Annotated in this window: 14 protein-coding genes and 1 tRNA gene; 1 reads left to right on the plus strand and 14 read right to left on the minus strand. The window is 50.4% G+C overall.

Annotation, left to right across the window (positions count from 1 at the left end; all coding sequences use genetic code 11):
* From truB to HY879_11765, 9 genes are all read right to left on the minus strand, one after another.
* A partial coding sequence (truB, locus tag HY879_11725; protein MBI5604015.1) for a tRNA pseudouridine(55) synthase TruB occupies window positions 1-702 on the minus strand: 702 nt, incomplete at its 3' end.
* Window positions 699-1076, minus strand: coding sequence for a 30S ribosome-binding factor RbfA (gene rbfA, locus HY879_11730; GenBank protein MBI5604016.1), 378 nt, complete (start codon window positions 1074-1076; stop codon window positions 699-701). The genes truB and rbfA, both read right to left, overlap by 4 nt.
* Window positions 1077-1246: 170 nt before the next feature.
* The gene (locus HY879_11735) at window positions 1247-1534 is read right to left on the minus strand and encodes a DUF503 domain-containing protein (GenBank protein MBI5604017.1); all 288 of its coding nucleotides are present in this window, start codon (window positions 1532-1534) and stop codon (window positions 1247-1249) included.
* 83 nt (window positions 1535-1617) lie between these two features.
* Window positions 1618-4251, minus strand: coding sequence for a translation initiation factor IF-2 (gene infB, locus HY879_11740; GenBank protein MBI5604018.1), 2634 nt, complete (start codon window positions 4249-4251; stop codon window positions 1618-1620).
* Window positions 4238-4522 (minus strand): YlxR family protein, encoded by a 285-nt coding sequence (locus HY879_11745; GenBank protein ID MBI5604019.1) that lies wholly within the window; start codon window positions 4520-4522, stop codon window positions 4238-4240. Before HY879_11745 ends, infB begins: the two co-directional genes overlap by 14 nt.
* Window positions 4519-5904, minus strand: a complete 1386-nt coding sequence (gene nusA, locus HY879_11750) for a transcription termination/antitermination protein NusA (GenBank protein MBI5604020.1) — start codon at window positions 5902-5904, stop codon at window positions 4519-4521. Before nusA ends, HY879_11745 begins: the two co-directional genes overlap by 4 nt.
* Before the next feature lie 22 nt (window positions 5905-5926).
* Window positions 5927-6397 carry a ribosome maturation factor RimP gene (locus HY879_11755; GenBank protein ID MBI5604021.1) on the minus strand — a complete coding sequence of 157 codons (471 nt, stop codon included), beginning with the start codon at window positions 6395-6397 and terminating at the stop codon, window positions 5927-5929.
* 238 nt (window positions 6398-6635) lie between these two features.
* Window positions 6636-6711, minus strand: a tRNA-Gly gene (locus HY879_11760).
* A gap of 73 nt (window positions 6712-6784) precedes the next feature.
* Window positions 6785-8005: an acetyl-CoA C-acyltransferase gene (locus HY879_11765; GenBank protein MBI5604022.1), complete on the minus strand. Its 1221-nt coding sequence runs from the start codon at window positions 8003-8005 to the stop codon at window positions 6785-6787.
* Window positions 8006-8244: 239 nt separating this feature from the next.
* On the opposite strand from HY879_11765, the gene radA reads away from it, so the two are divergent.
* On the plus strand, window positions 8245-9609 hold the full coding sequence (gene radA / locus HY879_11770; GenBank protein ID MBI5604023.1) for a DNA repair protein RadA: 1365 nt from the start codon (window positions 8245-8247) through the stop codon (window positions 9607-9609).
* Between the two features lie 83 nt (window positions 9610-9692).
* Here radA and HY879_11775 read toward each other — a convergent pair whose 3' ends face one another.
* From HY879_11775 to HY879_11795, 5 genes are all read right to left on the minus strand, one after another.
* Complete coding sequence (locus HY879_11775; protein MBI5604024.1) at window positions 9693-10115, minus strand: rubrerythrin family protein; 423 nt, start codon at window positions 10113-10115, stop codon at window positions 9693-9695.
* Window positions 10116-10412: 297 nt separating this feature from the next.
* On the minus strand, window positions 10413-11441 hold the full coding sequence (cydB, locus tag HY879_11780) for a cytochrome d ubiquinol oxidase subunit II (GenBank protein ID MBI5604025.1): 1029 nt from the start codon (window positions 11439-11441) through the stop codon (window positions 10413-10415).
* Window positions 11442-11498: 57 nt separating this feature from the next.
* A complete protein-coding gene (locus HY879_11785; GenBank protein MBI5604026.1) occupies window positions 11499-12806 on the minus strand; it encodes a cytochrome ubiquinol oxidase subunit I in 1308 nt (435 codons plus the stop codon).
* Window positions 12807-12861: 55 nt separating this feature from the next.
* Window positions 12862-13302: an Rrf2 family transcriptional regulator gene (locus HY879_11790; protein MBI5604027.1), complete on the minus strand. Its 441-nt coding sequence runs from the start codon at window positions 13300-13302 to the stop codon at window positions 12862-12864.
* Window positions 13303-13537: 235 nt separating this feature from the next.
* A partial coding sequence (locus tag HY879_11795) for an aminopeptidase (GenBank protein ID MBI5604028.1) occupies window positions 13538-14613 on the minus strand: 1076 nt, incomplete at its 5' end.

Genomic DNA, 14613 nt, shown 5'->3' on the forward strand with positions numbered 1-14613 from the left:
CCCGGAGGAGGCCTGAAGGACCTTTTCCAAGCCATGGGCCTGAGACAGGGTAAAAGGCCCGCTTTGGACCCTTTGTAACCCCTCCAGATAGGCGCCGCAGCCCAACCGATCCCCGATATCATTGCAAAGGGTCCGGATATAGGTCCCCGGAGAACAAAACACTTCAAGACCAACCCGTTCCCTATCCAGGTGCAGCGTTTCAATCGAATCTATACAAATCTGCCGGGGCGGTTTAACGATCGGTATGCCCCGTCTGGCCCAGTGGTATAAGGGTTTTCCTTTATATTTCAAGGCTGAGAAGGAGGGAGGCACCTGTTCTTGGGGGCCAATGAAAAGCTTAAAGACCTCCTCAATCCTCTTCCGGTCCGGCAGGGGTTGGGCATAAGAACTAACCACTTCCCCGGTAGCATCCTGGGTATCCGTCTTTTTTCCTAAAACCATGACGGCCCGATATCCCTTGGGGTGATCGGGGATAAAAGGAATAATCTTGGTCGCCCAGCCGATACAAATAGGCAAAACGCCGGTGGCGATGGGATCCAGGGTCCCTAAGTAACCCATTTTTTGAAAACCGGCGGCCTTCCGGAGACCTTGAAGTACTTTATTGGAAGACATCCCCGCCGGTTTGTCCACCACCAAAACCCCCTCCCAGGCAGAGGGTTCGGAAGGTTCGGCAAGAATGGGTTTTGAATTTAAGGCTATCATGATTCCTCAGGTTCTTTGGAGGGGAATACGGTTTTTAACAACGTTTCGATCCGGTCTCCGTACTCGAAAGAAGTATCGTGGACGAATTCCAGATCAGGAACATGGCGCAACTTCAGGCGCTGTCCCAATTCTCGTTTTATAAAACCGGCGGCACTCTGAAGCCCTTCCAGCCCTTGCCGAAGCTCTTCAGGGTTTCCAAATCGACTGAAATAGACCCTGGCCAGCTTCAGGTCAGGAGAAACCTCGACGCCGGTGATGGTAACCATATCCAGACGGGGATCTTTTATCTTTCTGACCAGCAGCTCGGAGATCTCCCTTTGGAGGAGTCCCCCGACCTGAACCGTTCTTTTGGGTCTGTTTTTTGTGGATTGCATTTTCATTTATCAGGCGATTGGCTACCAAAGGGTAAAGAGATTCTAAAATCCCCATTGCCTCGTGCCCATTGCCTTTTTTAGTTCGAAAATAGGGCTCAGCGCTTACCGAGTTCTATTTTCATGATTCGTGGTGCCACGCCCCAAAAGGCGGGGCATGGCGGTTTAATAAATTAATAGTCCAATAATTCTATTTGACTGTCTATATCAACGGCCACCTGCAGCCCTTCAATAAAATTGACGACCTGATCCAGTCGGGCATTGACCTGTCTTCGATCATTGCCCAGGCTGCAAACCCCCAAACGGGCCTTTTGCCACAGGTCCAGATCATCTACCTCGGCAATAGCCACGTTAAATCGATTTCGGACCTTGTCTTTAACACTCTTGACGACCTGGCGTTTTTCTTTCAAAGAATGAGATTCCGGGAGATAGAGGATCAATTCCAGGACGCCAATAACCATTCATAACCCCAGGGTCCAAGGTCCAAGGTTTAAGGTCCAAGGGGAAAAACCGTATACCCTATACCGTATACCTTGTACCATTATTACAATTCCGGCTTAACCTCTTCCAATATATACGACTCGATAATATCCCCCACCTTGAGATCATTATAATCTTCCAGCCTGATCCCGCATTCATAACCGGTCGCCACCTCTTTAACGTCATCCTTGATTCTTCTTAGAGAAGCTATCTTGCCGTCATAAACAACCACATGATCCCGCAACAGGCGGGCCTTGGCATTCCTTTCTATCTTGCCATCCACCACAAAACTCCCGGCGATGGATCCCACTTTGGGTACATGAAAGAGGTCCCGAATTTCAGCATGGCCGTGAACCACTTCTTTGAATACCGGCTCCAGCATACCCACCATGGCATCTTTGACATCTGAAACCAGTTGATAAATAATATCGTAAAATCGGACATCCACCTGTTCCTGTTCGGCCAGTTCCTGCCCTTTATGATTCGGACGGACATTAAAGCCGATAATAATGGCCTTGGAGGCCGAGGCCAGCAGGATATCGGTTTCCGTGATGGCCCCCGGGGAGCTGTGGATAACGTTGACCTTGATGGCCTGAGTACTCAATTTATGCAGGGCCTCGCTGATGGCTTCAATAGACCCCTGAACATCGGCTTTGAGGATAATGTTGAGTTCTTTTACCTGCCCCTCCTGGATTTGTTCATAGAGCTTTTCCAGGGTAACCTTACTGGTCTTGGAAAGTTCGGTCTCCCGCTTTTTCTGGAGACGGGATAAGGCGATCTGTTTGGCGGTTTTTTCATCTTCACAAGCAATAAATTCATCCCCGGCCAGGGGAACGCCGCTGAAACCATGGACCTCAACCGGTATTGAAGGCAGGGCCTGATCCTCCTTTTGCCCCCAATCATTATAAATGGCCCGCACTTTCCCAAACTGGATCCCGCAAACAAAGGGATCGCCTGTTTTTAAAACCCCTCCTTGAATAAGGACGGTTGCGATGGGCCCTCTTCCTTTATCCAACCGGGCCTCCACAATCCTTCCAACCGCCAATTTATTGGGATTGGCTTTTAACTCCAACACTTCGGCCTGTAATAGGATTAATTCCAGAAGACTGTCAACCCCTTGCCCGCTTTTGGCCGATACTTCGGCAAAAATCGTTTCTCCACCCCAATCCTCCGGCACCAGTCCATAATCGGCCAACTGCCTCTTGACCCGTTCCGGATTGGCATTGGGTTTGTCGATCTTGTTGATAGCCACGATAATCGGGACTCCGGCGGCCCGGGAATGGTCGATGGCCTCTTTGGTTTGCTGCATCATCCCATCATCGGCAGCCACCACCAGGATGACGATATCCGTTATCTGGGCCCCGCGAGCCCGCATGGCGGTAAAGGCTTCATGGCCCGGGGTATCCAGAAAAACGATCTCCCCCTTGTCCAAATGGACATGGTAGGCCCCCATGTGTTGGGTGATTCCACCGGCCTCTCCGGCCGTTACATTGGTTTTTCGAATAACATCCAATAAAGAGGTTTTGCCATGATCCACATGCCCCATAATGGTAACTACCGGCGGCCGGGAGAGGAGTTCTCCCGGGAGATCGGCATGAAGTTTCAGTATCTGGTCTTCCTCAAAGTGAACTTTTTCCGCTTCGTAGCCGAATTCGGCGGCCACCAGAGCAGCAGCATCATAATCAATGGATTGGTTTAAAGTGACCATAAGTCCTAATGTGATCATTTTCTTGATCAATTCTCCAGATTTAATACCCATTCTTTTGGCCAGTTCCCCCACATTGATGGCATCAGAAATCCTCAAGCGACGCTTGATGGCCTTGGGGGTGGTGATTTCCGTTTTCTTATATTTTTTAACCGGTACTTTCCCACCTTTACCGGCCTTGTAGGCCCGGGCTTCTTTTCCGGAATCATCATACAGATCGGCCCGCTCTAAAACCTCTCGTTTCCTTTTGAAAATTTTGGCCTTGGCTAATTCTTCCTCTAATGCGGCCTTGGAAATTTTAGGTTTCTTTTTAAGACCCGGCTTCTCTTTTTCGACCTCTTTTTCGACCTTCTTCCCATCGGTCTTTAAGGGCACGACAGGGGGTTTGGGGGGTTGAACCACTTTAACAACCGGTTCGGCCGGCCGGACCACCCGGGCCGGGGGCTCGGGCCGGCGAATGACTTTGGCCGGAAGGTCTTTAACAGGTCTTACCGGTTTAACCGGCAAAGGTTTTGGTGCAAGAACAGGTTTAGGGACGATCTCCTTTTCTCCTTCCTTTTTTTCTTCTTCGACCGGTAACGGCTGTTTCCCGGCAATTTTTTCGGCAGCGGGCTCCGGGGCCGGCTCGATGAGAGATTCCAGGACGGGGGCCGTCTTCTCCGCAAGCGGGGGTTCCGTAAGAGGAGGAGTTTCCGGAAGGGCTTCCATTTCCGGTTTTGCTTCCGGGACCGGTTCTTCTATTAAGGGTTCGGGGGCCGGTTCGACTTCAACAATTTTTTTCCGCCGGCGGATAACCGTCGATTTAATCCGTTGTTCCTCAACGACCAGAGACTTGGTCCCTTTCAAATGGCCTTTAATGAGAGAAATCTCTTCATCCGTGAGAGACGAAGAATGGCTTTTGATTTCCATGCCCATCTCACGAATAAGATCCACCAGGACCTTGTTATCCATTTGTAGTTCTTTAGCTAAATCATAGACTCTAACTTTGGCCATGTACCCCCCCTGCTGGCGGATTCGTTATAAAGTTATGCAATCCAGGGCCGATCTCCATATCACGGCCAAAGACCTTATGTCGACTCTTTAAAATCTTTAAGTTAGACAGACAGGCCTCTCTCCGGCACAGATACCATCCTCTCCCAGGCATGATTTGTTTGGGATCGACCTCTAAAATTTTTTTATCGAGAATGACCATCCTCAGCAATTCTTTTTTGTCCTTTTTCCTTCGGCAAACCCGACAGGTCCTTTGTCTGACTAAGAGGCTCATTCAGCCGGGACTTCTTCACTCTGGGAAGTTTCCCCGGATCCCGGCTCTTCAGGGATTATTTCTTCCGCGGGTTTTTGTTTATCAGCCTGAGATTCTTTAGGTTGTGTAATTTTCAGAAATTCGCTGGCGGCTTCCAGTAGCTTTTCGGCTTTTTTAGGGGTAATGCCCGAGATCTGAACCAGCTCATCGATGTTTGATTCAGCCACTTCCTTGGCCGATCCAAATCCCCCTTTATACAGAGAGTCGGCCGTGGCCTCCCCTACACCGGTTATCTGCAACAGGGATTGGTAGCCGTCCCGCATGGATTTGGTATATTTGGATTCACTCTTGACATCAATCCTCCAACCGGTCAAACGAGAAGCCAGACGGACATTTTGTCCCCTCTTCCCAATCGCCAGGGACAATTGTTCATCCGGTACCACCACTTCCATGGAGCGGTTTACCTCATCAATAATGACGCGAATAATCTCGGCCGGCGCCAGGGCATTACAGATAAATTTGGCGGGATCCGGATTCCAGGGGATGATATCAATCTTTTCTCCCTTAAGCTCCTGGACGACATATTGAACACGATTCCCCTTCATTCCCACACAGGCCCCGACCGGATCGACATCTTTGTCCTCGGAGGTGACGGCGATCTTTGAACGGCTCCCCGGTTCCCGGACGACATGGACGATCCGGACTATTTTTTGAGAAATTTCCGGTACTTCCATTTCAAAAAGGGCGGCCAGAAATTGTGGATGGGTTCTGGAAAGGATAATCTGAGGACCTTTGCTGATTTTTTTGACTTCCAGAACATAGGCCCGTATTCTATCCCCCTGTTTGTAGGTTTCGGTGGGGATCTGTTCGGGGATCGGTAAGATCGCTTCGGCCCGGCCCAGGTTGATAACGGCCGCCCCTTTGTCAAACCGCTGAATGATACCGTTGATCACTTCCCCTTTTCGATCTTTAAAATCGTCAAAGACGATATCCCTTTCGACGTCTTTCATCCGCTGTATAATGACCTGTTTGGCCGACTGGGCGGCAATCCGGCCGAAAGAACTGGTCTCCATCTTTATTCCCAGGCTATCCCCGACTTCGCACTCCGGATCCAGTTTTTGTCCTTCTTCGAAAGAAATCTGGGTATTAGGATCCTTGACCTTATCCACGACCTCCTTGAATTCAAAAACCTCGATCTCCCCCAAATCTTCATTGTAGTTGACCTCGATCTCTTTTTTCAGGCCCATTTTTTTCTTGGCCGCCGAGGCAATGGCTTCCACCAGAGTCGAAATAAGGACATCCTTGTTAATCCCTTTGTCCCTGCTGACCTGATCGATAACCCTTTTCAACTCTAAAGGAGGAATACTGGCCAACTCTTTTTCTTTTTTCTGAATCAAGCCCATAACCTTATGACTCCTTCAATTTTTAACCTTCAAAAACCAGCCGGGCCTTGGCAACAGAACCTACCGGGATCTCCCAAATTTTTTTAGGTTCGGCCAGACTCAGACAACTGGCCGCCTGGTAACTTAAAAGAATACCCTTAAAAAAGGTTTGTCCTTCAAGAGGGGCGTTCGTTGAAAGCTGAATCAATTTGCCGATACTGCGAAGAAAATCTTTTTCTTTTTTAAGAGGGCGGTCTAAGCCCGGAGAAGATACTTCCAGGATATAGGCATGAGGGATCAGGTCATCGACCTCCAACCGATCGCCTAATTGCCGGCTGATTTCCGCGCAGTCATCCAGGGTCACGCCCCCTGGTTTATCCATAAAAATCCGAAGCACCCAGCCCCTTCCTTCTTTCCTGAACTCCAGGTCGATCAGTTCCAGGCCCTCGGCTTTAAGAAGGGCCTCGACGATTGCTTCGACCTTATCCTGTTCTACTTTGGATATATTACCCATAACTCGTTTATTTCAAATGGATTTGCCGTTATCATGATCAAAAAAACCAAAAAAAAATGGGCCGAGGCCCACTTCTTTAAGCAGAAAAATAATTGATATCAGTTTCGCAAAAATCTTCAGAAAAATATCAACTTATCCGCTCTTCGAAGTTAAGGCCTTTTCCTTAGAAAACCTTCTAAAGACCAAAACCTACCTCAAAAAGGGAACTACGGCTTCAACAAGTTGAAGCGGGCCACGTTGGAGCGGGCAACGGGATTCGAACCCGCGACACCAAGCTTGGGAAGCTTGTACTCTACCAACTGAGCTATGCCCGCCTGACTTAAAATTTATAATATAAGGTAACTATTATTAAATGTCAATTTAATTTTTTTCCAAAATCCCCTGGTCCTACCCGATCCATTCCACGATGGTGGCTTCTCCCTGGCCAACCCCGACACAAAGCGTTGCCAAACCATAATAAGGACGCTTCTCCTGGGCGGCCCGGCGGCCCATTTCATGCACCAAAGTGGTTACGATGCGGCCCCCGCTGCATCCCAGTGGATGCCCCAGGGCAATAGCCCCTCCATTGACGTTGGTGATCTCCGGGCGGAAACCGAGCTCTTTCATAACGGCCAGAGATTGTATGGCAAAGGCCTCATTCAGTTCTATCAGGCCGATATCTTCCAGGTTCAACCCGGCCCGGGATAAGGCCTTGCGGACGGCCGGGACCGGGCCAAGACCCATAATCCGGGGCTCTACGCCGGCTGCGGCCGCAGACACGATTCGCGCCAGGGGTTTTAAGCCCAATTCCCTGGCCTTTTGGGCACTCATCAAGAGCACGGCGGCCGCCCCATCATTAATACCGGAGGAATTGCCGGCAGTCACGGTCCCACCGGTTCGAAAGGCCGGGCGTAGTTTCGCCATCACTTCCGGGGTCGTGTCGGCTCGAGGGTGTTCATCCCGTGAGACCAAAACGGGGTCCCCTTTTTTCTGCGGGATGGGCACGGGAACGATTTCTTCGGCGAATTTTCCGGACTCTATAGCGGCTACGGCCCGGCGATGACTCTCCAATGAAAATTGGTCTTGCTCTTCACGGGAAATGGTTTTGGTGAGGTCATAAATGTTTTCGGCCGTCTCCCCCATGGAATCCATGCCATACATTTCCTTCATCCTGGGGTTGGGGAAACGCCAGCCGATGGTGGTGTCCCACATGGTGGCATTACCGAAGGCCCATTCCGGGCTGGTCTTGGCCACGGCATAGGGGGCCCGGGTCATGCTTTCCACGCCGCCGGCCACATAAACGTCTCCTTCGCCGGCCTTTATGGCCCGGGCCGCCGCATTGATGGCCGAAAGCCCGGAGGCACAAAGCCGGTTAAAGGTGACGGCTCCGACCGATACCGGATAGCCGGCCAGTAATGTGGCCATACGGGCCACGTTTCGATTGTCTTCTCCGGCCTGGTTGGCACAACCCAGATAGACTTCCTCGATCAAGGCCGGGTCCACCTTGGCCCGCTTGACCACCTCGGCCAGTACCAGAGCCGCCAGGTTGTCCGGCCGAACAGCCTTTAAGATGCCACCATGGCGACCTATGGGGGTTCGTACCGCTTCTATAATTACCGCTTCAGTCATGAATCCAATCCTCCCTGTTTACGATTTGGTTATCCTAACCCGGTTCGGTTCTTCTAAGCTTGAGATAGAGAACGAATCCGGGAATCGTTGTATTATAGGTGAAAATCGGTCAGGTCGTCAAGTTAGAAAGAGGGCCCAAAAATTAAGACCCTCATAGACCGAAATTTCGAATATCTTTGGTTAGATTTTTGAAAGAACCTCTCCCGAAAGCAATATTTTTCTGCTATAGTAAAAACCTTATGAAAACTGAAAAAACCATATACGCCTGCCAGTCTTGCGGGTTTCAAAGTCCTAAGTGGCTGGGGCGCTGCCCGGATTGCGGAACCTGGAACAGCCTGTTGGAAGAAAGCTTCTCGCGAACAGGGTCAGCCCGGGGGTGGGGGGAGGGGCCTGGAGGGAAGTCCATCCCCCAACCCCTCAAGGAGGTCTCCAACCAGGGGGAAGACCGCTATCTGATCGGGATTGAGGAATTAGACCGGGTCCTCGGAGGTGGAGTGGTTCCCGGTTCGGCCGTTCTGGTCGGGGGTGATCCGGGTATAGGAAAATCCACCCTGATCCTTCAGGTTTTAGACCGGATGGCCAACCTGGGGCACAAATCACTGTATATATCCGGAGAAGAATCGGTCCAACAGATCAAGATGCGCGGGGAAAGGTTGGGGGCCGGTCAAAGTTTGGTCCTGGTCGTCTCCGAGACCTCCCTGGATACCATCATTAAGATCCTTAAAGACTTCCAGCCCCGATTTGTAGCCATAGATTCCATTCAGACCATTTATTCAGGGGATTTGAGTTCTGCCCCGGGCAGTGTCTCTCAGGTCCGGGAAGTGGCCGGAAGATTAATGATCTGGGCGAAAAAATCGAATACTGCCCTATTCCTGATCGGCCATGTCACCAAGGAAGGGGTCATCGCCGGTCCCAGGGTCCTGGAACACATGGTCGATACGGTCTTGTATTTTGAGGGGGAAAGAGGTCATGCCTTTCGTATCCTCCGGGCCGTCAAGAACCGTTTTGGCTCCACCAACGAAATCGGGGTCTTTGAAATGAAGGATTCGGGATTGGAAGAGGTAAAAGACCCTTCCCAACTGTTTCTCTCCGAAAGGCCTTTGAATGTTCCCGGATCGATAGTGGTACCCAGTCTGGAAGGGTCGCGGCCGATCCTGGTCGAAATTCAGGCCCTGGTCAGTCAGACCAATTTCGGGGTGCCCCGGAGGACGGCCATGGGGGTGGATTCCAACCGGGTTTCCCTCCTGGTGGCCGTATTGGAAAAAAAGGCCGGGCTGAATCTATTAAACCAGGATATCTTCTTGAATGTGGCCGGCGGTATTCGGATTGATGAACCGGCTGTTGACTTGGGGATCGCTGCCGCCCTGGCCGGCAGTTTCCTGGATCGACCTATTTCCGCAACAACGGTTCTCTTCGGTGAGGTGGGGTTAACCGGGGAGATTCGGGCGGTCAGCCAATCCTTACTGCGGGTCAAAGAGGCCCAAAAACTGGGGTTCACCCGTTGTCTCCTGCCGAAAAACAATTTTGAACAAATCCCCAGGAATCCCTCAATGGAACTGATCGGCATCGGCTCCCTCCAGGAATGCCTGGGGATACTTTTTTAGAAATCTGAAAATCTTCCCAACCTTCGCAGGGGCGCTGTAGAAGCGGGTTTAAAACCCGCCCCTGCAGGGCTATTTTCATGCTTCTATGAAAAGTAACGCTTCAGAAGCCCTTCCAACCCCCTGGCATGACGCCCCTCATCTCTGGCCGATTCATCAAAAAAATCATGGCAGGCATCGATATTGCACTCTTTCGATTTCAGGGCGGCCGCCCTTTTCCCCTTGTTGGCCATCTGCTCACCTTTCAGCATTCTTTCAACATTTTCTTTGGTGCTGGTGGAGATGAGCCCGTTTAATTCAGCAAACTGGGCGGCATGATTGGCCTCTTCCCAGGCGAAATCCTTAAGGGCCCTGGCCACTTCAGGATAGCCTTCCCGTTCGGCCTGTCTGGCCATGGCTAAGTAAAGGCCGACCTCGGCGGTTTCCCCCCGAAAATTATCCATGACCTCTTTTTCGAGTTCCGTTCCTTTGGCTACGCCGATTTGGTTTTCAATGACTAATTCACTCATTTTAACTCCTCCTTTTTGTTTTTCTTACTTTTAGGGTCAGGCAAGATGCCTGACCTATTTTATTACGCCTTCCATTGATTGACTACCGATACTGGGTTTTGGATAAAAACAAACAACCGATACTTGATGCGTTCGTAAAAATTCAAAAAACGTCGATTTACGTCATTCCCGTGAAAACTGGAATCCAGTGTTTTAAATTAGTTAGGTCTGGCCTGGATTCCCGCCTGCGCGGGAATGACGAGTTATTACGAAACCATCATACTTGATAAAATCCAGCATCCAGTATCTATCATTAATTTAATAGGTATCTTCATAAGTTAAATCCTCCTCGGTAATTTTCCCTTTAAACAACACATAAGTCCAGATTTGATAGATCAGGACTATGGGGACAAAAATCAGGGCCACGATCAGCATGATTTTTAAAGTCAAAGGACTGGATGAAGCGTTATGGGCCGTTAAATTATTGGCCGGATTCAGACTGGAGGGAAACATTTTCGGGTAGAGCCCAATGACTCCAAAAAAGGTAGCTCCTATGATGGTCAAAGCCGATGAAAACCAGGCCTTCCAGGGACTTTGGGAACCCAGAAAAATCCTGGTTCCCAGCAGGGCCAGGACGGTTATCAGGATGACCAGAAAGAGAACGGGATTTTTGAAATAATTTTGATAAAGGGTGGTTGAGAAATAGGTGGCACCCAAAAAGAGAACGGCCGCGATCAAGAGAAAGGGCCATAATTTTTTCCCGGCCGTATAGGCTTTTTCCTGAAATTCCCCACTGCTCTTGATGGCCAGCCAGGCGGTGCCGTGGACCAGAAAGAGAAGAAGAAAAAGGATCCCGCCCAATAGGCCGTAAGGGTTGAGCAAGGTAAAGAGGTTTCCCTGATAGACGCCATTTTGGTCGAAAGGAATGCCTCGAAATATATTGGCAAAAGCAGCGCCGAAGAGGATGGCCGGCAACAGACTTCCCAGAAACAGGCAGGTATCCCAGAGTCGGCGCCAGCCGGGACTTTCCAGTTTGCTCCGGAATTCCAAGGATACCCCCCGAAGGATCAGGGCAAAAAGGATGAGCATCAAAGCGGAATAGAGGGAACTGAACATGACCGCATAAACCATAGGGAAAGCCGCAAAGGTAACCCCGCCGGCGGTTAAAAGCCAGACTTCATTACCATCCCATAAGGGACCCATTGCGGCTTGCATGGTCCTCTTTTGATCCTCATCCTTCCCAAGAAATGGCAGTAAGACGCCTATCCCCAGATCAAAACCGTCGGTTATAAAATAGACGGCCCACAAGAGCCCCCATAAAAAAAACCATATATCCTGCAGCATCATATTCCTCCTCCTTTCTTAAGACAAAAACTCCGGCCAGATGGTCCGATCCTGAACCCTTTATACGACCGGTTCCGGCCCTTTTCTTGCCTGTTGAAAAATAAGATAATAGCCGATGGCCCCCAAAAGCCCGTATATCAAAATAAAAGCAATCAAACTGGTCAAGACCTGTGACTGGGCTACAGGGGAATAGGCATCGGAGGTTTTCATCAGGCCGTAGACGATCCAGGGCTGGCGCCCTACTTCGGCCAAAATCCAGCCCAATTCACAGGCCAGGTAGGGCAAAGGGATGGAATAGAGCATCAGTTTCAGGTAGCCGGGACTTTCCGGAAGGCGGTTTCGTTTAAACCAGCCGATAAGGGTCATTAAGATAAAATAGAGACCTAATGCGACCATGATCTTGAAGGACAAAAAGTTGATCAATACCGGCGGTCTTTCATTCCGAGGGATAGCCTTGAGTCCCGTCACCTCAGCCGAAGGGGAGTGTTTGGCCAGAAGACTGAGCACGCCCGGCAGGGGTAAAATCTCAATGGCATTTTTTTCATTGGCTTCGTCGGGCAGGGCAAAATGATAGATCGGGGCATTGGTCTTGGTTTCCCAATGGGCCTCCATGGCGGCCAGTTTAGCGGGCTGTTTATCCGCCAGGTCGGAACCATGCAGGTGGCCTTCGGCAAATTCGAAAAGGGAAAAGATCAAACCGAAACCCAGGGCAATTCGAAAGGATCGGGTGAAAAAGTCGAGGTGCTGCTTTTTGATCAGATGATAGGCGCTGATGCCCATAACAAAAAAGGCACTCAGAATATAGGCGGCGCTGAGGGTGTGCAGGATCTCCAGGATAGCGAATTTCTGAAAGAGGACCGCTGAAAAGCTTTCCAATTCGGCCCGCCCATTCCTCAAGGTATAACCGACAGGGTGTTGCATCCAGGCGTTGGCCGTCAGAATCCAAAGGGCCGACAGGGTGGAGGCCCCGGCCACCAACCACATGACCGTGGCATGGGCCTTGGGGGAAAGTTTTTTCCAGCCAAAGATCCAGACCCCGATAAAGGTGGATTCCAGGAAGAAGGCGGCTGTGGCTTCTATAGCCAGAAGGGACCCGAAAATGTCCCCCACAAAGGCCGAATAGCGGGACCAGTTGGTCCCGAACTGGAACTCCAGGGTGATACCGGTTACGATCCCCAAGGCAAAATTGATCAAAAAAAGTTTCCCCCAGAATTTGGTCATTTTCAGATACACTGCATCCTGGGTCTTGACGTAGCGGGTCTCCATGATGGCGATCATGATGGACAGACCGAGGGTAAGGGGTACAAATAAAAAATGAAAAATGGTGGCCGCTGCAAACTGCAATCGGGAAAGCATTAAAGCATCCATAAACCCTCCTTTCTCTATTCTTGATGAGCCCTTGAAAGCCAAGATTTCAAGGGACTCATTCCTTTTTGGGATTGATCATGGGAAGCAGGCAACTTTCTTCTTTTAATAATCGGTTAAAGGTGGCTTGCCGGAGGGTGTTCCTGAGTTGCCCTCTGGCCTTTTCCCAAACTTTATTTACCGAGCAGGTCTTACTGCGGAAGCAGGATTTCGATCCCATCAGGCAGTCGTTGAGAAATATCTCCCCGATAACCGCTTCTACGACCCAAAGGAGGCTGATCTTTGATGGGGGTACCCGGAGCCGATAACCGCCTCTGGCCCCCTGGATAATTTCGATCAACCCGGCCCGGGATAGTTGTTGGGCGATCTTTCCCAGGAACTGATCCGGTATATCCATCTCCCGGGCAATGTCCCGACGGCCGACAATGCCCCCTTCCTTTTTTGAAGAAAGGTACAAAATGCAACGCACTGCATATTCTCCGGCTTTGGTCAGACGCATTTTTTTATATAGGACAAATAAGACATTTTTTATCCTATAATATAAATTAAAAGGATAAGGCGGGAAATAGGGTGAATACTGTATTTTTGAGGGAGAAAGACTGTATTATCAGGAGAGGGCAGGAAAACCCTTTTTGGCGTTCAGCGTTCAGCAAAATTCTTTAATATAATGGGTTTGCTGAAGGCTGAAAGCTTCATCCGGTAATTTTGAGTTTCCGGATAAGAATTAGATAGAATCAGGAGGCCAGGAGAAAGGCTTTATACCCTTTGTAGGTCATATAAAGATCGGCCTTGCTGACCAGTTCAAACGGAGAATGCATGGAAAGGACCGGGGTTCCGCAATCGACAATCTCCAGACCCAGGGCGGCCAAAAATTTGGCGATCGTGCCCCCGCCCCCTTCATCCACCTTGCCCAGCTCCCCGGTTTGCCAAACGATCCCATTCTTATTGAAACATTCCCGGATCCAGTAAAGATATTCGGCATGGGCATCGCTGGAGCCGTATTTTCCGCCGGAACCGGTAAATTTGGTCAGACAAAGGCCCCCGCCCAAGCGAGGGGCATTCCGTTTTTCATGAACTTCCTGGTAATCCGGATCCAAGGCCCCGGCCACATCGGCCGAAATAGCCCGGGAGGCGGCCAAGGTTTCTTTGAGGGCCTTATACGTGAAGGTTTCCCCCTTGAGGGGAAAGAGATATGATAAAAATGTTTTCAGGATCTGGGCCCGGGCGCTGGTGTTGCCTTCGCTGCCGATCTCCTCTTTATCAAAAAACAAGACCACCACGGTGCGGTCCGGTTTTTCGATTTCCAGAGCCGCCTGGAGGCTGCTGAAAACACAGGCCCGATCGTCCTGGCCATAGGCCCCGACAATCCCCCGGTCCAGCCCCACATCCCGTGCCGATTCAGCCGGGACCAGCTCCAGCTCGGCACTGACCAGGTCTTCTTCTACCAACCCGTATTGATCGTGAAGATAGTCCAGGACCGCCAGTTTAAACCGTTCCTTGGTCTCTTCAGGACCCAGGGGGATGCTCCCGATCAGGATATTGAGCTTTTCGCCTTCAATGGCCTCGGAGAGCTTTTTTTCCATCTGGACCTTTCGGGCCAAATGCGGCAACAGGTCGGCCACGGTAAAAACCGGGTCTCCCTCCCTTTCGCCGATAGCGATATTAATTTTTTCTCCCCTGCCCGTTAAGATAGTCCCATGAAGTGACAAGGGCCTGGCCAGCCATTGATATTTTTTTATCCCGCCGTAATAATGGGTCTTCAAAAAAGCCATATCCACTTCTTCGTAAAGCGGGTGTTGTTTCAGGTCCA

This window comes from Deltaproteobacteria bacterium (assembly GCA_016219225.1).
Taxonomy (GTDB): Bacteria; Desulfobacterota; RBG-13-43-22; order RBG-13-43-22; family RBG-13-43-22; genus RBG-13-43-22.